Raw genomic sequence first — 22055 nt, 5'->3', positions numbered from 1 at the left:
TATTCAGGACAGAGAGGGAGATATTTTCGAACAATTTTGCCTTGTTCCCGACAGTAAAACGCATTTACTGATTAGATCGCGATTTAATAGATTGCTTGATAATAAAATAAAACTTTTCGATCATCTTAGTTCTCAGCCACTTCAAGGAAGGTATGCAATTGAACTAGAAGGAGATAAAAGAAGAAAGATCCAAAAAAGAACAGCTACTATAGAAGTACGCTTTTCAGAAATAACAATAGGCAAACATCAATATTCAGGGAAACATCTTCCCGATAAAATCAATCTTTACGCTATTGAAGCAAAAGAAGTAGGAGAAAATATTGAAAACCCAATACTTTGGAGATTGCTAACGACAAAGAAAGTTGAAGATCTGCAAACTGCATTACTTTGTATTGAATGGTATACCTACAGGTGGACTATCGAAGAAGTATTTAGAATTTTAAAAAAAGAGGGGTTCAATATAGAAGCCAGCGAATTATCCCAAGGTAAAGCAGTTCGCAAACTATGTCTTTTGATGTTGGAGACTATTATAAAGCTCTTTATCATGCAAATAGCTTATGCCAGCGAAGAAGAATCCCAACCCAGAAGCTGTTTTTCAGAAGAAGAAATAGAATGTTTAGAGTTGCAAATCAAACAATTAGAAGGTAAAACTGAAAAACTAAAAAACCCATATAAATCGTCCGATTTGAAACGATATATATGGGCTATTGCTAGATTAGGAGGATGGAAAGGTTATCTTTCTGAAAGAAAACCTGGCATCACAACTTTTTGGATTGGCCTGCAAAAATTCAATTCAGTCATGCAAGGTTGGATACTCTTTAGAGATGTGTCCAGACGGTAGCCGTACTACGCTATTTTTTTCTCAAGAATTTCAACTTCTTCAACAAAATCATTTAAGAAATATTTCAATTCGCTTAATTCATATTCGTTAGGAAAAACTTTTTCATTTACAATTTTAACCGGTGTATAATTAAAATTATTTTTAGAACACCATTCGTATTGTTTTTGTATTTCCTGATTGATCATCATACTAACATTATCAACATGCCATTTTTTCAACCATTTTTTAAGTCCAATATTTTTAATATGCCAATCTGATATTGCTTCAACCGTTTTTCCTGGTGTTACTCTGTTTATAGTTAAAAGTCTTTCTACAACTGATTTATAAGGATTTTCGGCGTTTTCAGGATTAATATTAAATAGTACATTTAAAAATATCTTATCCGGAAATTTTAATACTAAATCAAATGCTTCCTGAAATGCTTTATGACAATGTTCGCAGCTTGGGCTTATAATAATCGCAAGTTTTACTCCAGCATTTCGGTTTCCAAAATGTAAACCTCTTAAATCATCAAAGCCATTTGTATAAGGTACTTTTTTAGATAAAAAATTTAATAAAGAATAATTTCTTTTAAACTTTTTCATCTCTTTCAAAGAACTTTCATTGCCCAGAATATTTTTTATAATTGTTTTTAATACTGACCAAATTGGAATAAGAAGGACAACAGAAAACACAAAAGGAAAAATCTCATCGAAACTAAAACTTAGCGTAAACAAGTCTGACGCAAACCACACGGCACTTTGCATAAATATTAAACCCGAAACCACAAGGCACATCACGCACCATTTTTGAATTTCAAACTTCTGAATCCAAATAGAGGATACAATTACCGGAATTGCCAACAAGCTTAAGAATCCTATAAAAATTGACGATTCAAGTGGTTTGATTAAAATCGCTATCAAACTTGAACCAAAGAAAATAAGTGGCAGATCTGAAAAATTAATCCATTTATTATTTCCTATTTTATTATTGATAACAGAATTACAAGAAGAATTTGAACTCAGATTACAAAATCTTGAAATAATACCGTTTTTAAAACCAAATTTTTCCTGAACAATAAAAACACTTACAATAAGTCCTAAAATTGATGTTGCTAAAAAAACAACGCTAAACAAATTATAGGTATTATAGAAAAATGACAGCCCAACTAAAAGTAAAAGTGGTAAAGTATATTTTAACCAACTAAACTCAACTTTTAGATTTTCTCTTGCAATAACATTATTTGGTTCTATCGCAACGATTACTCCATTCCAGTCTAACAGGAATTTCTCGTACGACATTTTTAACCTTCCTTTTTTTATAGTATGAATACTAACAAAATTTTTAGCCTTTTCGACCAGGATAAGTTCCTCTTTAAAATAGGCCAAAAAATTAGATGGTAAATCTACTATTTGTTCTTTCGAAACTCTTACCGCAGCATTCTCTACAGATAGCAAATCAAGAGAATCTGTTATAGCAAATAAACTAGGATAATTTGGATGAGAAAGAAACAAATCTTTAAACTCATTTTTAATTTCCGAGTATCTATTTATTTGTAGAAATTTTTGGACAAGTTTTAACATCTTTTCGAATCTTTAAAATCATAATTACAACACAAAGATTGTTGTTTTTATTCGAAAAAAAACGTTAGAGGCAAACATTTTATCAATTATACTACATACAATTTATAAATTATAGCAGTCTGAATGATTCATTCAAATAACTGAATAACAATAAGTTAAATCGATTATAATTCGCTCAAAACCTCCAAAACCCGAATCTCGATTAAGGGTTTTCCTTTTTGTCTAGTTTTGATAAATCATAAACCCTAATACTCAACGACATGACAAATCAGGCATTAAAATTAACAGATTTTCAAAGAGAAAAATTATCTAAAAACCAACAAAAAACTATTCAGGGAGGTGACGATTATGTCGATCCAAATAAAGGAGATGGAAAGGGAAATACGATATCTTAAAAATATTTTAGCAGTAAAATATAAAACATAAAAACGGTTTATTTTCTCACAAAATAGATCTAAAAAATAACATGAAGTTCCCCTAATCTGAGAGCGACTTTTAACTCAATAATTAATCTATAAATAAGAAAAAAATGGCAAATCTAAAATTAAATATCAGCGATTTTGAAACTGCAAAGTTATCTAAAAAACAACAAAAAACAATTTTGGGAGGTGACATTGATCCAAATAAAGGAGACGGAAAAGGTAATACTGTACCTAAATAAACATCAAAATTCGATTTCTTAAAATTTAAGATTTTAGATAAAAATATTCCAAAAAAAATTTACACCAACTATAACTATCCATATTAAAATTAACTCAAAAGACTTAAAAAATGAAAAATATTAAATTAAATATCAGCGATTTTCAAACAGAAAAATTATCTAAAACTCAACAAAAAGCAGTTTCAGGAGGCGACGATCCGGTTGATCCAAATAAAGGTGACGGAAAAGGAAATACAATAGTACCTATTAAATAAATATCAAAAGTCAATTTCCTCAAATCTAAGATTTTGGATATAGAACATCCAAAAAAATTATATCAACTATAACTATCCATAAAAAAATTAACTCAAAAAATTTAAAAATGAAAAATACTAAATTAAATATCGGCGATTTTCAAACAGAAAAATTATCTAAAAATCAACAAAAAACAGTTTCAGGCGGTGACGTTGATCCAAATAAAGGAGATGGAAAAGGGAATACTGTAGAAAGCACTGCTAGAAATGAATTTCCAAAACCTTAATTAGCGGTCTATCAATTTAAACTTCACATAAAAAATTTAATTATTAAAAAATAAAAAAATGGCAAATATAAAATTAAACATCAGCGATTTTGAAACTGTAAAATTATCTAAAAAACAACAAAAAACAATTTCAGGCGGTGATGATCCGATTGATCCAAATAAAGGTGACGGAAAAGGGAACACGAGATTGTAAAAATATTTTAGAAATTAAAATTTTGAATTAAAGATTTTCAAATTAAGAATCTCTAAATCAATAAACAGTTTATTAAAATGCAATTCTGCCAATTCATCAAATCAAGGATGAAAAGGAACTATCATAGAATTAGTCAAAAAAAAGTATTCTATGATGTATTAAATATTATTCGCAAATTGAGCTGGAGATACTCCAGTTCTTTTGCGAAATGATTTAGCAAATGAAACCGCATTTTTAAATCCGACACTTTCTGCAATTGCCTGGGTCGAATATTTACGATACATATGATTGGTAATCATTTCGTTAATCACATAATTGATCTTGAGTTCGTTAGAATATTCACCAAAAGATTTACCAAATCGTTTGTTTACCACATAAGATAAATAAGTGGTATTTGTTTTTATTTTCTTTGCAACATATGGTAGAGTAAAATCGGCATTAAGATATTCGTGTTTACTTTCTAGAGCCAGTAATTTTTCGACTATTTTGTTTTCTTTAGCTTCATCGATACTCAAATTGGCATTTTCTTTCTTGAGTAAAATCTCTTCCTGCTCGAAAACTTCTTCTATTTCTTGTACCTGTTCTTGCTCAGGAGCATTTGCTTTCTTTTCTAAGTTAGCTTTAAATTCCTCTATTAAATCATTCATCTTTTTATGCGCCTTATTTTTATCTCTTATGTTTTTAATTAATAAAAAAACAATAGCGACAAATAAAACAACGTAAAAAACTTTCAATGCTTTATTTAGAAAAACATCATATTTATATTTTTCCTGAATGGTGACCATTTCATTCGTCAGATCTCCTACACCTAATTTATAATTGACTTCGAGAATTTCGTCGTTTAATTTTGACTCTGACTTTTCGTAATTATCCAGATAAATTTTCGAATGTTTGTAAGCAAGTTCAGGTTCTTTTAGAATGTTATAAATTTTTGCCTGGTAATAATTTGATTTTAGATAATCTATCTGATTCGTTTTGGTATGTTCCCCTATTGAATCTGATTTTTTAAAAAACACTAAAGCCTTATCGTATTTTTTGGTTGTATAATGAAGGTCTCCTAAATTATAATTTGCTGTACATAATATTTCAGGCATATTATTTTGATTCGCTAAAAAAACAATGTCGTAGTAGGTTTTTTCAGCATTTGCATAATCTTTTTGCCAACTATAAATATTACCCAGACTTAATTTTGCGACAATCTTATTATCAGGGAAATTTTGAGAATAACTTACTGTTTTTTTATAAAAATATTCGGCAGAATCTAATAACATTTTACTCTTAGCATCTTTCATATAATAAGCTTCATATGAACCCGCTAAACTAATGTTGATATTACTTTTGTTATTTAAATATTGCTCTTTGGTATAAACACCTTCATTTTTATCTACAAAATCATTGAGCTGCCTTAAATCTTTTATAGCCAATCGATAATTACCAACTGCTACATTTATCGAAGCAATATTATTTTTAAATTTTACAATCTGAATAATATCTCCAATTTCTACAGAAAGTTTCATCCCTTGCTGATAGCTTTCGATTGCTCCACTAAAATTTCCTCTTTTCCATTCGGACAAACCATTATAATTGTATAAAATGGACCTCAGCTGTTTTTTATCCCGGTCATCAGGCATTTTGTCCAGGTACTTTAATGCAAGCTGATATTTTTCTTTAGATTTGGCTGAATTACCTTTTAACTGAATTAAATAAGACAACGCTCCATTTGCAAAAGCCAAATGTTTATTGTTGTTAGATTTTACCATTTGATTAGCAAATACTATAGCACTATCTACATTAGCATTTGCAGTTAGTCTTATTTTATCCTTCAATAATAAGTACTCTTGTTCTGTTAAAGCATTTTTCTGTTGAGAAACTGCCGTATTCAGAACAAAAAAAAGTAAAAAAGAGATGATCAGCCTCATTAAATTTGTTTTTTGGAATCTCAAAAATAGCTTATAAATTTTCAATAAACTAAAATTAATTAAGGTTTATACTAATTTTCTTCTTTTAGTCTTCTAAAAATATAACAATTTAACATTGTTTTGTTATATTTTTATTACGTAAATTTGTTTTTGTAAAAACTATCACAAATGAAACCAGATTTATTTCAAGCTCCAGATTATTATAACCTAGACGATCTATTAACAGACGAGCATAAATTAGTTCGCGAATCAGCTCGTGCCTGGGTAAAAAGAGAAGTTTCTCCTATTATAGAAGAATATGCTCAAAAAGCAGAATTTCCAAAACAAATTATTAAAGGACTTGGAGAAATTGGTGGTTTTGGCCCTTATATTCCGGTTGAATATGGAGGTGCAGGATTAGACCAAATTTCATACGGTTTAATCATGCAGGAAATCGAACGTGGAGACTCTGGCGTAAGATCAACCTCATCTGTTCAGTCTTCCTTAGTAATGTACCCTATCTGGAAATACGGAACCGAAGAACAACGCATGAAATATTTACCAAAACTGGCTACAGGAGAATTCATGGGCTGTTTTGGACTTACAGAACCAGATCATGGTTCTGATCCCGGAAGTATGATTACCAATTTTAAAGACAAAGGAGATCATTACCTTTTAAATGGTGCCAAAATGTGGATCTCGAATGCCCCTTTTGCTGATATTGCTGTAGTTTGGGCAAAAGACGAATCAGGGAGAATTCACGGATTAATCGTAGAACGCGGTATGGAAGGTTTTACAACTCCGGAAACTCATAATAAATGGTCGCTTCGTGCATCATCAACAGGAGAATTAATTTTTGATAACGTAAAAGTTCCTAAAGAAAACTTATTACCTAATAAATCCGGTTTAGGCGCACCACTTGGTTGTTTAGATTCAGCAAGATACGGAATCGCATGGGGAGCAATTGGTGCTGCCATGGATTGTTATGATACGGCTTTAAGATATGCTAAAGAAAGAATTCAGTTTGGAAAACCAATTGGCGGAACGCAATTGCAACAGAAAAAACTGGCAGAAATGATTACCGAAATCACAAAAGCACAATTATTAACCTGGCGTTTAGGCGTTTTAAGAAACGAAGGAAAAGCAACAACGGCTCAAATCTCGATGGCAAAACGTAATAATGTCGATATGGCAATTCATATCGCTCGCGAAGCCAGACAAATGTTAGGCGGAATGGGGATTACCGGCGAATATTCGATTATGCGCCATATGATGAATCTCGAAAGTGTTATTACTTATGAAGGAACACACGACATTCATTTATTGATAACCGGAATGGATGTAACTGGAATTCCAGCTTTTAAATAGTAAACAACTATTAAAATATATACAAAAACAATATAAAAAGCTTCTTCTAACCGGGAAGCTTTTTATCTTTGCAAAAAATTTACGAAAATGAATATTGAAACTATCCACAATAGCATTCAACCTCAAAAAGATCAACTTTTACAACATTCTTTATACAATAAAATTCAAAGCATCGATGACTTACATAGTTTCTTAGAAAGCCACGTTTTTGCGGTTTGGGATTTTATGTCATTATTAAAAGCATTACAGGCCAAACTTACTTGTACTACAACACCTTGGTTTGCTACAAAAAATCCTGAAACAAGATATTTAATCAACGAAATTGTTCTTGCCGAAGAAACGGATCTAAGCATCGACGGAAGAAGACAAAGTCATTATGAAATGTATATCGAAGCCATGGAAGATTGTGGTGCTGATACAAGCGGAATCAATACCTTTTTGTCTGAAGTAAATTCGCTTCATAATATATTCGTTGCGATCAAACAAAGTGCCTTGCATCCGGATACAAAAGCTTTTTTAGATTTTACTTTTAGAGTGATCGAAGAAGGAAAACCACATGAAATTGCCGCAGCATTTACTTTTGGAAGAGAAGATTTAATACCAAGTATGTTTACAGCAATCCTAAAAAACTTTCAAAAAAATCTTCCTGAAACTGATTTAAGCAAATTGCTTTATTATTTCGAAAGACATATAGAATTGGATGCCGATGAACACGGCCCAATGGCAATGCAAATGATTACTGATTTATGTGAAGATGATGCCCAAAAATGGAAAGAAGTCGAAGAAATTTCAATCCTTGCATTAGAAAAACGAATCGGACTTTGGAATGCGATCGAAGAAGAAATCGTGATGAAAGCCGAAATGGTCTAAAAACCAAAACACCTTATATAACGTAACTATTTGTTTAAAATGACACGAAACTTAATTTATCCAAATTATGAAATCACATTGCAAACAAATAGTTATTGTTATCCTCTCTATATTTCTTTTAAGCTGCAGTTCTGACGATTCAGCTTCAAAAAACCCCGTTACAACATTACCCGTAATAGTACCACCTGTAACAGAAAACCCTACAACTCCAATTGCCAATTCCATAAGCTATTTAGCTCTGGGCGACAGCTACACCATTGGTCAAAGTGTTTGCGAAACTTGCCGTTATCCTGAACAATTAAAAGCAATTTTAAAGACAACTTATCCCCAAACCGACTTTTCATTAAAAGTAATTGCCAGAACAGGCTGGACAACTTCAGATCTAATTTCAGCAATAAATAATGAAAATCCGGATGCTAATTACGATTTGGTTACATTACTAATTGGAGTAAATAATCAATATCAACAACGTGATTTTTCGCTTTATCAAAAAGAATTCCCTCAATTACTAAATAAAGCAATTGCATTAGCCAAAGGCGATAAAAAAAATGTACTGGTATTATCGATTCCTGATTATGCCTACACACCTTTTGCTTCCGGTTATAGCCAGGCAAACCGCACAAAAATCTCAGACGAAATAGAGCAATACAATACTTTTGCCGAAAATACCTGCATCAACAACGGGGTCAGTTTTGTTTCGATTACAGACATCACCCGCCAGGGACTCAGCAATAAAAACCTCGTAGCGTCAGATGGATTACATCCTTCAGAATTAGCCTATAAACTTTTTACAGATCGTATTCTTCCAAAAGTAAAAATGATTTTGCAGGATTAATTTTAGAAGCACAACATCAGTTTTCAAAAGACCAAATGTCCCGCTATTCACTATATCTCTATTGGTGAACCCCACCAATAGAGGATATCGCTGCTATCGGGGCTAAATTAGAAATTTTCGGTTTTTCAGGAAAAATATACTTAATTTTGCTAAAAGCCAGTTCTTCACTCCAACTCCATAAAAGCAGATTAAAATAGTCCATGAAATTAGCCGCCGAAGAATTACTCGTAATCATAGATCCACAAAAAGACTTTACTGATATTTAGGGCGCTTACGCGAAAAATCATCGCATTAATCAAATACAAGAAGTAAAAGCCAGAATAAATGAACTAACGAAACAACTAGACCAAAATCGATTTGTCATTATTTATTCTAATTATCAAAAGGATCAATTCGGAGCTGGAATTTCGATGTGCATCGAAAGTACAAAAGGTCATGAAATCGATCTTGATTTTGATACTTCTTTTCAACTAATTTCAAAAACACAACATAGTAGTTTTTCATCTCAAGAATTTAAAAACTTTCTGAAAGACAATCAAATTCAAAAGCTTTTATTGTGTGGCTTTTTAGCCGAATATTGCATCAAAAAAACCGCTATTGATGCATTAGAATCAGGTTATGAAGTAGTACTTTTAACAGAGCTTATAGCTACCGGAGACGATGTACAATATCGAAAAGAAGAAATGTTAGCCGATTTAGAAAACAAAGGCGCAACAATCAATAATGATCTTTATAATTTTGCTTAAATAAGTTGTAAACCCATGCAAGTTTCACCACCAAAAGAATTAGCTCCCTACATAAAACATTATCTTTTTTTAGATAATACAGCAACGGCTATACAAAAACTTCGTTTGTTTTCTGATGGTAATACCGGTGTTGTCTTTTCTCTAAAAAATAAACTTATTTCCGGTCTTGACAATTATAAAATAAAGAATTATTTGCCCGATTCTTTTTTATACGGACAACTTAACGGTTTTAAAGATATTTATTCTGATAATGAAATATCTTTGATTATTATCGTTTTTCAACCCAACGGAATTCATCAATTACTTGGAATTCCTGCTCATGAATTTCAGGATGCTATAATTCCTGTTGAAGATGTATTTGGTCAAAAAATGGACAAACTTCAGGAAAAATTATCAGAACAAAATAATCAGGGAAGGGTAGCGCTTTTAAATCATTTTTTCAGCACTTTAATCGCTGCAAAACCAAATTCAAATCAGTTCATAATCGATCATTCTTTAGATTTTATTATTGCCAACAAAGGAGATTTTACCTTAAAACAATTGGTAGATTATACCGGTTATACCGAAAGACATCTCGAAAGAAAGTTCAAAGAATGCATCGGGTTAAACCCGAAAAAATTTGGCAACGTTATAAGGCTACATCATTTCTTAAAACTACTTAAAAATAAATCTAATGATGGCAATCTAACATCAATTTGTTATGATGCTGGATTTTCGGATCAATCTCATTTGATAAAAGAATTTAAAAAACATACCGGAATAACTCCTAAAGAATATTTATTTAGTTCCGGAAAACTAACCAATAACCTCATCAAAACTTCTCCAGCATTATAATGCCAAATTAAAAGTTGAAAGTTTGCAATTTGTGCCTTTAGGCATTAAATATTGGTAGAAATTATGTTCGTATTATGCAAGCGTGCCGTAGGTACGCAACATAACGATAACTATTACGTACCTACGGCACGCTAAATTTATTTCTCTTCCTTTTTTCTACCAATATTTAATGCCTAAAGGCACATCTTCAAACCTTAAATTCGCTTTAATATTTTAAAATGTCGGTTTTATACAATTTATAAAATCTAATGAACGCTACTTTTGACTGAAATTAATAGCGTTTAATATGAAAAATCTAAAAATAGCCACAGCTCAGTTCGAGAATAAAAGCGGCGATAAAAACTATAATTTATCAGTAATCGAAAAACTTTCGCAAAAAGCGGCGAATGAAGGTTGTGATGTGATCTCGTTTCACGAATGTTCGATAACCGGATATACTTTTGCAAGACATTTATCGAAAGAACAAATGCTGGATTTAGCAGAAATCATCCCGACCGGAGAAAGTATACTGAAACTTACCCAAATTGCTAAAAATAACGATATTGTAATCTTAGCCGGATTGTTCGAAAAAGATGAAAACGATAATTTATTCAAAGCTTACGTTTGTGTCGACAAAAATGGTTTAGTTGCAAAATACAGAAAACTACATCCGTTTATAAATCCTTATTTAACACCCGGAGATCGTTATTGCATTTTTGAAATTAAAGGCTGGAAATGCGGAATCTTAATTTGTTACGACAATAATATTATCGAAAATGTTCGCGCGACAAAACTTTTGGGCGCTGATATTATTTTCATGCCTCACGTCACGATGTGCACACCTTCTACCCGACCTGGAGCTGGTTTTGTTGCCCCTGAACTTTGGGAAAATCGCGAAGCTGATCCAACTTCTTTACGTTTAGAATTCGACGGAATGAAAGGCCGTGACTGGTTAATGAAATGGTTGCCGGCACGAGCGTACGACAATGCTATTTATGCCGTTTTTTCGAACCCGATTGGTATGGATGACGATCAGTTAAAAAATGGCTGTTCGATGATTATTGATCCGTTTGGAGATATTCTGGCCGAATGCCGTTCTTTTGATGATTCTTTTTCAACCGCAATACTTACTCCGGAGAAATGCAATCAGGCTGGAGGAAGCCGTTATATAAAAGCGAGAAGACCAGAATTGTACCGTGATATTATTGGACAAAACCACGAATCTGAGCAAAATGTAGTTTGGCTGAACTCTGATAAAAAAAACATAAATTAAGTATTTCTGCCCTCTAAAGCTATTGAAAGATTTATCTTTGAAGATTCATTAATCTACAGAATACAATCCCATAATGGAAATTTTTAAAACTACAAATACAGATATCGATGCTGTTTTCGATATTTATAATGCCGCGACATCTTATCAAAAAACAGTGAATAATAAAAGCTGGAGAGGTTTTGAAAGAGCTTTAATCGAAAAAGAAATTGCCGAAAATCGTCATTTTATCATCAAAGAAGGAGATGAAGTTGCCTGTACATTTGTACTTACTTTTAATGATTTAATTATTTGGAAAGAGGCGGCACAAGATCCTGCGGTTTATCTACACCGCATTGCTACCAACCCAAAATTCAGAGGACAATCGTACGTTAAAAAAATCATCGAATGGGTTAAAGTATATGCCAAAGAAAATAACAAAGAATACATTCGTCTTGACACGCATAGCGGAAACGAAAGAATAAACAAATACTACACAAGCTGTGGTTTCGAATACAAAGGAATCAGCACGATCGAATGGACAAGCGAATTACCGGAACATTATAAAGAAGGTTCTTTTAGTTTGTTTGAGATTAAGCTTTAAAAACCAAAAACAAACTGTCTCAGAAGGATAGCTCTTTTTATAAGCTTCGGAGAAGCGAAATATTTATAGCAAAGCATAAATGTTTACAACATATAGCTCCGTAGAAGGGACATATTTTTTCTATAACCTAAATATATGTCACTTCTACGGAGCTTTTTATTTGTCTTATTCTAGTTCTATAAATATTTTACCCCGCTGGGGCTTTACAGATACAGAATATTTCGTTCAACAAAAAAACTGTCCTTCTGAGACAGCCTGTTTTTGGTTTAAATTTAAAATTGTCTTTCAAAACTTATTTTGCTTCCCAAAAGCAACGTTTAGGAGAAATAATTAAACCTTCGTCCTTTAAAACTTTCATTGCTTTATCTACATCTTTACGGTCTAATTTAGTTAGCTCAACTACTTTTCCTGCGTTTAAAGGCTGTTGGGCTTTTTTCATAGCCTCTAATACCTGATCTTTAATTTCCATATTTCATTTTCATTTAAGATGCAAAAATAGTAAATATTTTCTTTCAAAAATAAAGAAGGAAACTTTTTGCGAATAGGCTCTCTTTAATCCAACCATAAATAAAAATATAAGAAAAAACTTAAATAAAAAATCACGTATTATGAGTGATAACGTTAATTATCTCTTATAAATTAAGTTATTATATTTAAATCAAAGACTTTAAATTCAGTTAGGTTACATTTGGGTAAATGCGCCAAAAACATGAGTGAAAAAAAAAATATTCCAGATGATGAAAATACTTTTCCCGAAAGGAATAAAATAAATCACAATGACGAATTGTTGCGGGTTAATAAAAGGCTTGCTCAACAAATAGAAGAGCGCAAAAAACGTGCTGCTGAATTGCTTATTGCCAATACTGAACTTGCTTATCAAAATAAAGAAAAAGAAAATCGCGCTGCTGAACTTGTTATTGCAAACAGGGAATTAGCGTATCAAAATAAAGAAAAGCAAAAACGTGCCGATGAGTTAAGTATTGCGAATGCGGAACTTATTTTTCAAAATAAAGAAAAAGAAAAACGTGCCGCCGAACTTGTGATCGCCAATACAGAACTAGCCTATCAAAACCAGGAAAAAGAAAACCGTGCTGCTGAACTTGCCATTGCGAATAAAGAACTGACTTTTCAGAATAAAGAAAAAGAAAAACGTGCTGCCGAACTTGTGATCGCCAATAAAGAACTGGCGTATCAGAACAAGGAAAAAGAAAATCGTGCAGCGGAACTTCTTGTTGCCAATGCAGAACTGACTTTTCAGAACAATGAAAAAGAGAAACGTGCTGCCGAATTAATTCTCGCCAACAACGAGCTTGAAGCTTTTACTTATATTTCAAGCCACCATTTACAGGAACCTCTTAGAAAAATACAGGTTTTTTCGAACAGAATTACAACTGATGAGCATCAAAACCTGACAGAGAAAGGAAAGTTTTATTTTGATCGTATCGAAGTTTCTGCGTCTCATATGCAAGCACTTATAAATGATTTGCTAACTTATTCACGAACAAGTGTAACCGAAAAGAAATTCGAAAATGTCAGCCTTAATGATATTATAGATGAAGTTCTGGAAGATTTAAATAAAGAAATAACGGCTAAAAAAGCCATTATCGAAATATCCGGAAATTGTAGCGTTTTTATAATTCCATCGCAGTTTCATCAATTAATATGCAATCTGATAAGTAATTCTTTGAAATTCTCAACAGAAGAAAAAGCGCCTCATATTACGATAGAAACTCTTTATACAAAACCCAAAACAAAGAAAAATAAATCATCGGCCGATTATTGCCATATTATTATAACGGATAATGGTATTGGATTTGATCCTCAGTTTGAAAGCCGGGTTTTCGAAATGTTCCAGCAACTAAACAGCAAAACAGATTATAAAGGAACCGGAATTGGTCTTGCCATAGCAAAAAAGATTGTAGAAAACCACAACGGAATTATTACTGCAACGGGAAAAGTTAATCAGGGAGCTAAATTTGATATTTATATTCCGGTGGTGTAAATAAAAAAAGGCTTTTGTGAATATCACCACAAAAGCCTTTTGCAGAGAGGAAGGGATTCGAACCCTCGATACAGTTACCCATATACTAGCTTTCCAGGCTAGCTCCTTCAACCACTCGGACACCTCTCTAAATTGGTCTGCAAAGAACACAAAAAAAATCGAGTTACGCAACGTTAATTTTTAAGATTCGTTAATGCTCTTACTAAATTCTTCCATAAATAATTTTACGGCTTTCTTTTGGTAACTTCCAATCGTGAGCATAAAAGATTCTCGTTTGGTTGCAACTCCTGTAATTTGAATCGCTTTAAGACTATGTTCCCAGCCTTTTAATGCTTTTTCGGCTACTATAGTTGCCCAGTCGCTGTTTTCTACCATTTGCAATAAAGCATTAATCGAATTTAATTCTATTGAAATCTTCGGTTTCATGTGATGTTTTACAAACAATATTTCTACATATTCTCTGGAATTCGATCCTTTTCCAGGAAGAATTAGTGGCACTTGTTCTATTTTCTTAAACGGCATTTTTTCTAAAGAAGCCAAAGGATGTGTTTTAGCAACTGCCATTACCATATTTGAGGTAAATAAAGGCACTTTTTGAATTGGGGGACCAATCTCATGCGATGAAATTACGAGTACTAAATCTAATTCATTGTTAATCAACTTTTGTTCTAATGCTTCTGTTGTACCATAATCTACTATGATTTTTAAATTCTTATATGTTTTTGCAAATGCATTAACAACAGGCAGAATTAATAAACCAAAAATATAAGTAACACCAATCCGTAATTCGCCGCCTATCATTTGGTTCAAATCATCAATCGCCTGTTTACCGCTTTGTACATTTTCGATGACTTGTTTGGCATGAATCAGGAATACAGAACCAGCTTCGGTAAGTTGTACTTTCTTTCCAATTCTTATAAATAAAGGCATTCCGAGTTCTTCTTCTAACTTTTTTATTTGTTGGGACAATCCGGATTGTGTAACAAAACACAATTCGGCAGCTTTTGTAAAATGCAATACTTCAGCCGTTTTAATAAAATATTCTAATTGATAAATCTCCATATCGATAAGTTTTACTACTTATTATAAGTAAAATTATTAATTTTTCTAATGAAATCATAATCGCGAACTTTGTAAAAAAATATCAGGCATCATGTTTAAAGCGTTAAAATCAAAAAACTTCAAGTTATTCTTTTACGGACAATCGGTTTCGGTAATTGGCACCTGGCTTCAAAAAACGGCCGTAAGTTGGATGGTTTACAGCGTTACGGGTTCGGTTTTTTTATTAGGATTAGCCACTTTTTTAAGTATGATTCCGTCTTTATTTCTGGCACCTTTGGCCGGAAGTATTATTGGGCGTTATGATAAACATCGTACCATGATCTTGTTGCAATCTATGGCAATGCTGCAAGCGGGAGCTTTGGCTTTAATGATTTACTTAAAAATATACAACATTAACTTTATTTTTGCTTTGAGTTTAATTCAGGGAATTATCAACTCGTTTGATATGACTTGCCGCCAAACCATGATGATTGATATTGTAGATAATAAAGAGGATTTGCCAAATGCAGTTGCACTAAACTCTACTTTGAACAATTTTGCCCGAATTGCCGGTCCTGCATTAGCCGGAATTATTTTGCACAATTATGGCGAAGATATTTGTTTTATTGGGAATTTCTTAAGCTATATTCCGGTTTTGATTTCTTTATTGATGATGAAAATAACGCCGCATATTAAAGCAACCGATAAACTTAAAATGTATGATGATTTTATTGAAGGACTAGATTATGTTAGAAAAGAAACCGAAATGGCCAAAATGCTTTTGATGTTAATGTGCAGCAGTTTGTTCGTGATTTCTTTTAATACTTTAATGCCAGTTTTTGCCAAAGATATTTTTAGCGGAAATGCTCAAACTTTCAGTTGGTTCGAAAGCGCGGCCGGAATTGGCTCTATTCTATCAGCTATTTATCTGGCTAATCTTAAAAAAGCAGATAATATGGGTAAAATAATGATCGCTGCGAGCTTATTATTAGGTTTTAGCATCATTATACTAGCGTATTCAAATAGTTTAACTGTTGCACTTATTTGCATGGCATTGAGTGGTGTGGGTATGATGGCGCAAACCTCATCTATAAATATTTACATTCAGACGCAAAGTTCTGTAAATATGCGTTCCAGAAGTATCAGTTATTATTTGATGGCGTATCAGGGAATGATTCCTGTGGGAAGTTTAATTATTGGTTACGTTTCGCACATTATAGGAACCCGAAATACGGTTGCGATTCAGGGAATTATTTGTATTCTTTCAGTAATTGTTTATGTGTATTATAAAAGACATACTTCTGATGAAGATGATTTAGAGACTTGTCAAGTTCCGTATAAAAATTGATAAATTCCAATTTGAACGCAAACTTGTCATCCTTGACGTAGGAAGGATCACACAAGAAACTCCATATAGAAATTCGCCAATCTTTGTCGAGCTGCTAGTGTGATCCTTCCTACGTCAGGATGACAAAACAAGTCGTTTTACTTTACTAAAATGCACTTATATCACTTAAATAGTGAAAAAATATGGTGAAAATTTTATAACGAAATTTCCCCACGCAATGCGGTTTCAAAAACGTTTTTAAATTCGGTTTGAGGAATATTGTGGCCTAACAAATACATTAGTTTTGTAATGGCAGCTTCTGTAGTAATGTCTTTTCCTGAAATTACGCCAAGAGATTTTAAAGCCGTACTGGTTTCATATTGTCCCATATTTACGCTTCCGCCTGAACATTGTGTTACATTCACGATGTGCAAACCAGACTGAATGGCTTTTTGAATTAGATTCAAAAACCAATCTTCGGTTGGGGCATTTCCGGAACCGTAAGTTTCCAGAACAATACCTTTAAGATCTTTAATCGCCAGAATCGAAGACAAAACGACTTCGCTCATTCCAGGGAACATTTTTATGATAGCAACGTGATTGTCTAAGTTTTTGTGCACAATCAGATTCGCATTTTCTTGTATTGGAAGAAATAAATGTCGGTTTAATTTTAAGTGAACACCAGATTCTACCAATTCAGGATAATTAGGTGCTGTAAAGGCTTTGAAGTGTTCGGCATTTACTTTTGAGGTTCGGTTTCCGCGGTACAATTTATATTCAAAATACAAACAAACTTCATTGATAACTGGTTTTCCGTTTTCCTGAAGCGATGCGATCTGAATGGCTGTAATCAGGTTTTCTTTAGCATCGGTACGAAGATCTCCAATTGGCAATTGCGATCCTGTAAATACTACCGGTTTTGCCAAATTCTCTAACATAAAACTCAATGCAGAAGCCGAATAAGACATGGTATCAGAACCATGAAGCACTACAAAACCGTCGTAGGCAATGTAATTTTCTTCTATGATTTCAGCAATTTTTGTCCATTCGCCTGGATTCATGTTTGATGAATCTATTGGTTCTTCAAATGAAACCGTTTCAATCTCACAATCTAATTGTTTGATTTCGGGGATTTTTTGCAATAATTTACCAAAGTTGAACGCTTTGAGCGCGCCTGTCTCAAAATCTTTGCTCATACCGATGGTTCCTCCGGTATAAATTAGCAATATTTTAGCTTTAGATGACATCCTGGTATTTTAATTTATTAACTACAGGATTGGCATACATGGATAAAAATCCTTGTCTGGTAACCGGATTATCGCTTCCAATACGCATTTCTAAACGACGCTCAAAAAGTGATTTTTCGCTCTCTTTGTACTTGTGAGCAAATCTATCAGTTTCGTTTAAAATATCGTAAGCAATAAAATTGGTTGGCCATAATTGATAATTTTTTAAAACTACATCATCAATAGTTTGTGCCAAAGCCTGAATTTGTTTGTTGGCATTGTCATTTTCTGCCACAATTTGATCAATTTCTGTATCAAGAACATCTCCCACAGAAATGTGTATTCTTTTTTTAGTTCCCATGATACCACTTAAGATGGTCATGAAATCTTCGTTTTTTTCTTTAATATACACTTCGTTATTTGCTTCTGCCATTAATTGTGGCATTTTCAGGACATCTGTAGGATCGTATTCGTATGAAATAGAAACCGGAACGATTTTTAACTTCTTAAAATAATCCATTAAGTTGGCTTCATCAGAACCCATTCCGATCATTTTTAAAACCCCCGGATTGGTTTCGTCGTTTCCGTCTTTGGTACGTCCTTCTCTTTGAGCAATCCAAACCGAACGATTTTCGCGAAGCAATAAATGTCCAATATATTCAGCTAATAACTTAGAACTTTGCAGCATTTCTCTTGGCGTTAAACCTCTTAAAACTAAAAAGTTTCTATTCAGTTTTGCCAAAGTGTTTAAAAATGCTTTTTTAACCAAATTGTCTCCAATTGCCGATGCTGTCATGACTAAACCATGTTCGAAAAGGCAAACGTTTAATAAGGTTGTATCTAAAAGAATATCTCTGTGATTGGAGATAAATAAGTATGATTCGTTTTTTTCCAGTTTCTCGAATCCTGAAGTTGTTAATCCTTCAGAACTTTTCTCTAAAACTTTTTGAATTGTATTATAAATAAAGTTGCATTGAAAATCACGAATAGAATGTGTTTTCTTTAATTGATCTTTCCAAACCTGATCTTCTACTTCCGGAAAAGTAAAGTTCATCATGGCTTTCATCATCGGATGATTAGCAACACCATGAAGGGCTTCATTTATTTCAGAATCATAAAACGGTCGAATGGCATCAAATCTCTGCATTATTTATATTGGTTTTAAGTGGGCAAAAGAACAAAAAAAAAATTAAACTATTGTAAGGTATAAATTAAATCCCAAAAACGTCCTTAGAATTCTGAGTTGTTACAGTTGCAATTGTCTCTTCAGAAACGTTATACACATCGGCCAGCTTGCTAATAACATTTACTAAATAACTACTTTCATTGCGTTTTCCGCGGTACGGAATTGGGGCTAAATAGGGAGAATCTGTCTCCAAAACAATATGTTTTAAATCGATTTCGTTTAAAAACTGATCGATTTTTCCGTTTTTAAATGTCACTACTCCTCCAATTCCCAACTTCATATTGTAAGATATCGCCTGAAGTGCTTGTTCGTGTGTTCCTGAAAAACAATGAAAAATTCCGAACAAATCATCTGATTTCTCTTGTTCGAGGACTTCAAAAATCTCATCAAAAGCTTCACGGCAATGAATTACAATGGGTAATTTATATTGTTTAGCTAACTGAATTTGTCTCTTAAAAGCGATTTGTTGTTCTTTTAAATGTGTTTTATCCCAATACAAATCGATCCCGATTTCACCAACGGCATAGAACTTTCTTTTTGCCAGTTCGGTTTCTACGTGTTTTAACTCATCTTCGTAATTATCTTTAACGTAAGTGGGATGCAAACCCATCATCAGAAATACATAATCAGGATAATTTTGCTCCAGATCGTACATAGATTGCGTTGCAGCGGCATCGATAGCAGGAATAAAAAAGCGTGTTACTCCGGCGTTTATAGCTCTTTGCATCATTTCGTCGCGATCCTGATCAAATTCTTCAGAATATAAGTGTGTGTGTGTATCGGTAATTATGGGTGTTGAATTCAATTGTATAATTTTTAATGGTTCAAAATTACGACAATATTAAAAACTTTCCCAATTGGAATGTTATGGCACGCGGATGACGCGGATTCACTGCGTTAAAGCGCGGATTTTTTTATTTATTGAAAAGCAAAAACCTTTGTCAAAGATTTTAGTTTTGACAAAGGTTTATATTAAACTTGAGCGAAATTAATGGCACGCGGATGACACGGATTTACTTCGTAAAAACGCGGATTGGCGCGGATTTTTTTTCATTGCATAAAATAGCATCATAAATAAACAACCAATACATTACACAACGAAACCCAACAGGTTTTAAAAACCTGTCGGGTTTACTATGCGCAAAAACTTTACGGAATTACTTGTGTTATTTTCTGACTTTATTCAGCATCAATCTATCGAGCAATTTAAAACTAAACTCCTCCTTCTATAAACAAAATTGCTCTTTCTAAAACTTCGTCTCTTCCTTCCTGAATACCTTTTATGGTTGGTTTTACTTCAATGTTAGGAACGATTCCGATTCTTTGGGTTTCGCGCTTATTAGGATAATACACTCCAATTCCGGAATATCGGGTATGAAATGGTTTAAAATCTAATTCTATTACATTTCCATCTGCTCCTGCGGTCTGACTTCCTATAATTGTCGTGTTACCAGCAGTTTGAAAACACATAGCTGTCCATTCTGCCTGGCTCATCGATTCTTCATTAAGCAACATTATTATTTTTCCTTTGTAATAATCCTTGTTTTCAGAACCACATTTTGTTCCTTCTGTCCATTTAAATCTTCCCGGATAACTAAAGTCAGGATAGGTATAAATTACAAAAGTTTCTTCATGGGCGTTCAAGAATTTAGCAATCTGCTCATAAGTGCCGTTTGGATAATTCCTCATATCAAAAACAATAGCTTTGGTAGATTTTAAGGCTTCGATCATGTCAGGAATATGCGTATCTTTTATTACACCCATATCGACATAGCCAATATTATTTTCCAGAAGTTTAAATTTTTCTTTCTTCTTTTTCTTTGCTCCTTTTTTAAATTCATTTCTGTGAGAATCATGGTAGTTAAACCATGTCATTGCTTTTGTTGTGTATTTTCCATCTTTAAAAAATTCAACATTCACATTGTCTGAATATCCGTTTAGAATTTTTCTAACAACTTTGTTTAAAAGAGCAGGTTCATTAGAAGCAGAAAATAAATCCCTGTATTCTGCAACAAGCGCTTCTATTGTTTTGTCATTTATTTTCGTAATTGCATCGCCTACTTTTATATTATCGGCCTGAGCCAGACTATCTCCTAAAATTTCGGTAACTACTAATTTGTTATCAATGATCTTGCCGGTAGCAGGAAAATATCTTCTGTTTTCCTCAAAATGATTATTCTTATATATGGCAAATTCAACATGAGTGTCATTAAGTTTAGCCGACATTTTTCTGGCTACTGTATAAAAATCATCTTCATTTTTAGTTTCAAGAACTAACGGAAGCATTTTTTCTAAAGTAACATCCCATTTTTGATCCATTAGATATTTATAAGGGAAAAAATATTCTATTAGATTCCAGTATGCAAACGTCCATACTATTTTTGAATTTTTATTGTCGTACTTTAGATTAAAATAATCTCCGTTTTTAAGAGGATTATATCCCGGACCAATTTCTTCCTCGGTTTGAAATCTGTTGTTTTCTATAAATTTTAATTTTTTAGAAAGCTTTTTCGAAAATAACTTATTATTAAACCAGCTTAAATCAAAGTTTTTATCAAAATATTCTACATTTTTAGGTACAATGATTGGAGCGATTTCTCTTACCGGACCAAGATCATCAATCCAGTTTTCGAGAACTAAAGAGAATTCTTCTTTGCTTTGTGCTTTTTCTATTTTGGGTAAAACTTCAAGAAGTTGATTATCCCATTTTACTTCGCCGTTGGCTACTTTTGGATGGTAATATTTTAAGAATCCCCAAACTTTGCAGGTTGCAATAAGTTTTTCGTTTTCTGTAATTTTGGATTGGCCAAAGGTAATTTGTGAAAGAACTAAGAGAAAAAAGAGGGTAGTTTTTTTCATGTAGGTTTTGGTTTGTTTTTGGAATTTTTTTAATAAAAGAAACCGAATTTAGAACTAAAAATCCACATTGGATTACGGGATCACGTAAAAACATTTTTTTTATTATATCTAACTTGACGAATTTGAAGCTATTAGCACGCGAATGACGCGGATTTACCTCGTAAAAACACGGATTTTAAACGGATTTTTTTCTTTATTGAAAAGCAAAAACCTTTGTCAAAGTTTAAAACTTTGACAAAGGTTTACATATTTTA

23 protein-coding genes and 1 tRNA gene are annotated in these 22055 nt (G+C 32.8%); 15 read left to right on the top strand and 9 right to left on the bottom strand.

Annotated elements, in window-relative coordinates; genetic code table 11:
• The coding region (locus tag FLACOL7796_RS06390) for an IS4 family transposase (protein WP_173969982.1) at positions 1 to 841 on the top strand (841 nt) is incomplete at its 5' end.
• A 5-nt stretch (positions 842 to 846) separates the two neighbouring features.
• Here FLACOL7796_RS06390 and FLACOL7796_RS06385 read toward each other — a convergent pair.
• Positions 847 to 2403, bottom strand: a complete 1557-nt coding sequence (locus FLACOL7796_RS06385; protein ID WP_173969981.1) for a vitamin K epoxide reductase family protein — start codon at positions 2401 to 2403, stop codon at positions 847 to 849.
• Positions 2404 to 2663: 260 nt separating this feature from the next.
• Between FLACOL7796_RS06385 and FLACOL7796_RS06380 the strand changes: the two genes are divergently transcribed.
• The 5 genes from FLACOL7796_RS06380 (at position 2664) to FLACOL7796_RS06360 (ending at position 3777) form a co-directional block, all read left to right on the top strand.
• Entirely contained in the window at positions 2664 to 2798 is a 135-nt protein-coding gene (locus FLACOL7796_RS06380) for an rSAM-modified peptide (RefSeq protein WP_173969980.1), read from the top strand.
• Between the two features lie 134 nt (positions 2799 to 2932).
• Positions 2933 to 3064 carry an rSAM-modified peptide gene (locus tag FLACOL7796_RS06375; protein ID WP_173969979.1) on the top strand — a complete coding sequence of 44 codons (132 nt, stop codon included), beginning with the start codon at positions 2933 to 2935 and terminating at the stop codon, positions 3062 to 3064.
• 110 nt (positions 3065 to 3174) lie between these two features.
• On the top strand, positions 3175 to 3318 hold the full coding sequence (locus FLACOL7796_RS06370; RefSeq protein WP_173969978.1) for an rSAM-modified peptide: 144 nt from the start codon (positions 3175 to 3177) through the stop codon (positions 3316 to 3318).
• A gap of 107 nt (positions 3319 to 3425) precedes the next feature.
• Positions 3426 to 3584 (top strand): rSAM-modified peptide, encoded by a 159-nt coding sequence (locus FLACOL7796_RS06365; RefSeq protein WP_173969977.1) that lies wholly within the window; start codon positions 3426 to 3428, stop codon positions 3582 to 3584.
• Positions 3585 to 3642: 58 nt separating this feature from the next.
• Positions 3643 to 3777, top strand: a complete 135-nt coding sequence (locus FLACOL7796_RS06360) for an rSAM-modified peptide (protein ID WP_173969976.1) — start codon at positions 3643 to 3645, stop codon at positions 3775 to 3777.
• Between the two features lie 158 nt (positions 3778 to 3935).
• Here FLACOL7796_RS06360 and FLACOL7796_RS06355 read toward each other — a convergent pair whose 3' ends face one another.
• Positions 3936 to 5696 (bottom strand): AraC family transcriptional regulator, encoded by a 1761-nt coding sequence (locus FLACOL7796_RS06355; RefSeq protein ID WP_173969975.1) that lies wholly within the window; start codon positions 5694 to 5696, stop codon positions 3936 to 3938.
• 168 nt (positions 5697 to 5864) lie between these two features.
• On the opposite strand from FLACOL7796_RS06355, the gene FLACOL7796_RS06350 reads away from it, so the two are divergent.
• From FLACOL7796_RS06350 to FLACOL7796_RS06320, 7 genes are all read left to right on the top strand, one after another.
• The gene (locus tag FLACOL7796_RS06350; RefSeq protein ID WP_173969974.1) at positions 5865 to 7043 is read left to right on the top strand and encodes an acyl-CoA dehydrogenase family protein; all 1179 of its coding nucleotides are present in this window, start codon (positions 5865 to 5867) and stop codon (positions 7041 to 7043) included.
• A gap of 87 nt (positions 7044 to 7130) precedes the next feature.
• Positions 7131 to 7913, top strand: a complete 783-nt coding sequence (locus FLACOL7796_RS06345; RefSeq protein WP_173969973.1) for a DUF3050 domain-containing protein — start codon at positions 7131 to 7133, stop codon at positions 7911 to 7913.
• Positions 7914 to 7980: 67 nt separating this feature from the next.
• Positions 7981 to 8748 carry an SGNH/GDSL hydrolase family protein gene (locus FLACOL7796_RS06340; RefSeq protein ID WP_173969972.1) on the top strand — a complete coding sequence of 256 codons (768 nt, stop codon included), beginning with the start codon at positions 7981 to 7983 and terminating at the stop codon, positions 8746 to 8748.
• Positions 8749 to 9038: 290 nt separating this feature from the next.
• Positions 9039 to 9494: an isochorismatase family cysteine hydrolase gene (locus tag FLACOL7796_RS06335; RefSeq protein WP_173969983.1), complete on the top strand. Its 456-nt coding sequence runs from the start codon at positions 9039 to 9041 to the stop codon at positions 9492 to 9494.
• Between the two features lie 15 nt (positions 9495 to 9509).
• The gene (locus FLACOL7796_RS06330) at positions 9510 to 10328 is read left to right on the top strand and encodes a helix-turn-helix domain-containing protein (RefSeq protein WP_173969971.1); all 819 of its coding nucleotides are present in this window, start codon (positions 9510 to 9512) and stop codon (positions 10326 to 10328) included.
• A gap of 286 nt (positions 10329 to 10614) precedes the next feature.
• Entirely contained in the window at positions 10615 to 11580 is a 966-nt protein-coding gene (locus tag FLACOL7796_RS06325) for a nitrilase family protein (RefSeq protein WP_173969970.1), read from the top strand.
• 73 nt (positions 11581 to 11653) lie between these two features.
• A complete protein-coding gene (locus tag FLACOL7796_RS06320; RefSeq protein ID WP_173969969.1) occupies positions 11654 to 12160 on the top strand; it encodes a GNAT family N-acetyltransferase in 507 nt (168 codons plus the stop codon).
• 292 nt (positions 12161 to 12452) lie between these two features.
• Here the strand turns inward: FLACOL7796_RS06320 and FLACOL7796_RS06315 are convergent, their stop codons facing one another.
• Complete coding sequence (locus tag FLACOL7796_RS06315; protein ID WP_173969968.1) at positions 12453 to 12629, bottom strand: MarR family transcriptional regulator; 177 nt, start codon at positions 12627 to 12629, stop codon at positions 12453 to 12455.
• Between the two features lie 240 nt (positions 12630 to 12869).
• Between FLACOL7796_RS06315 and FLACOL7796_RS06310 the strand changes: the two genes are divergently transcribed.
• The gene (locus FLACOL7796_RS06310; RefSeq protein ID WP_173969967.1) at positions 12870 to 14162 is read left to right on the top strand and encodes a sensor histidine kinase; all 1293 of its coding nucleotides are present in this window, start codon (positions 12870 to 12872) and stop codon (positions 14160 to 14162) included.
• 42 nt (positions 14163 to 14204) lie between these two features.
• Here FLACOL7796_RS06310 and FLACOL7796_RS06305 read toward each other — a convergent pair.
• Positions 14205 to 14291, bottom strand: a tRNA-Ser gene (locus FLACOL7796_RS06305).
• A 51-nt stretch (positions 14292 to 14342) separates the two neighbouring features.
• Entirely contained in the window at positions 14343 to 15224 is an 882-nt protein-coding gene (locus tag FLACOL7796_RS06300) for a LysR substrate-binding domain-containing protein (protein WP_173969966.1), read from the bottom strand.
• A gap of 91 nt (positions 15225 to 15315) precedes the next feature.
• Between FLACOL7796_RS06300 and FLACOL7796_RS06295 the strand changes: the two genes are divergently transcribed.
• Positions 15316 to 16551, top strand: coding sequence for an MFS transporter (locus FLACOL7796_RS06295; protein ID WP_173969965.1), 1236 nt, complete (start codon positions 15316 to 15318; stop codon positions 16549 to 16551).
• Positions 16552 to 16745: 194 nt separating this feature from the next.
• Here the strand turns inward: FLACOL7796_RS06295 and FLACOL7796_RS06290 are convergent, their stop codons facing one another.
• From FLACOL7796_RS06290 to FLACOL7796_RS06275, 4 genes are all read right to left on the bottom strand, one after another.
• A complete protein-coding gene (locus tag FLACOL7796_RS06290) occupies positions 16746 to 17777 on the bottom strand; it encodes an asparaginase (RefSeq protein ID WP_173969964.1) in 1032 nt (343 codons plus the stop codon).
• Positions 17767 to 18903 (bottom strand): 1-acyl-sn-glycerol-3-phosphate acyltransferase, encoded by a 1137-nt coding sequence (locus FLACOL7796_RS06285; RefSeq protein ID WP_173969963.1) that lies wholly within the window; start codon positions 18901 to 18903, stop codon positions 17767 to 17769. Before FLACOL7796_RS06285 ends, FLACOL7796_RS06290 begins: the two co-directional genes overlap by 11 nt.
• 64 nt (positions 18904 to 18967) lie before the next feature.
• Complete coding sequence (locus tag FLACOL7796_RS06280; protein ID WP_173969962.1) at positions 18968 to 19747, bottom strand: TatD family hydrolase; 780 nt, start codon at positions 19745 to 19747, stop codon at positions 18968 to 18970.
• Between the two features lie 407 nt (positions 19748 to 20154).
• A complete protein-coding gene (locus tag FLACOL7796_RS06275) occupies positions 20155 to 21801 on the bottom strand; it encodes a S41 family peptidase (RefSeq protein WP_173969961.1) in 1647 nt (548 codons plus the stop codon).
• Positions 21802 to 22055 lie beyond the last annotated feature (254 nt).

This window comes from Flavobacterium bizetiae (genome assembly GCF_902804475.1).
GTDB lineage: Bacteria > Bacteroidota > Bacteroidia > Flavobacteriales > Flavobacteriaceae > Flavobacterium > Flavobacterium bizetiae.
The sequence above is the reverse complement of the archived record's forward strand: the minus strand, read 5'-3'. Positions and strand labels throughout refer to the sequence as shown.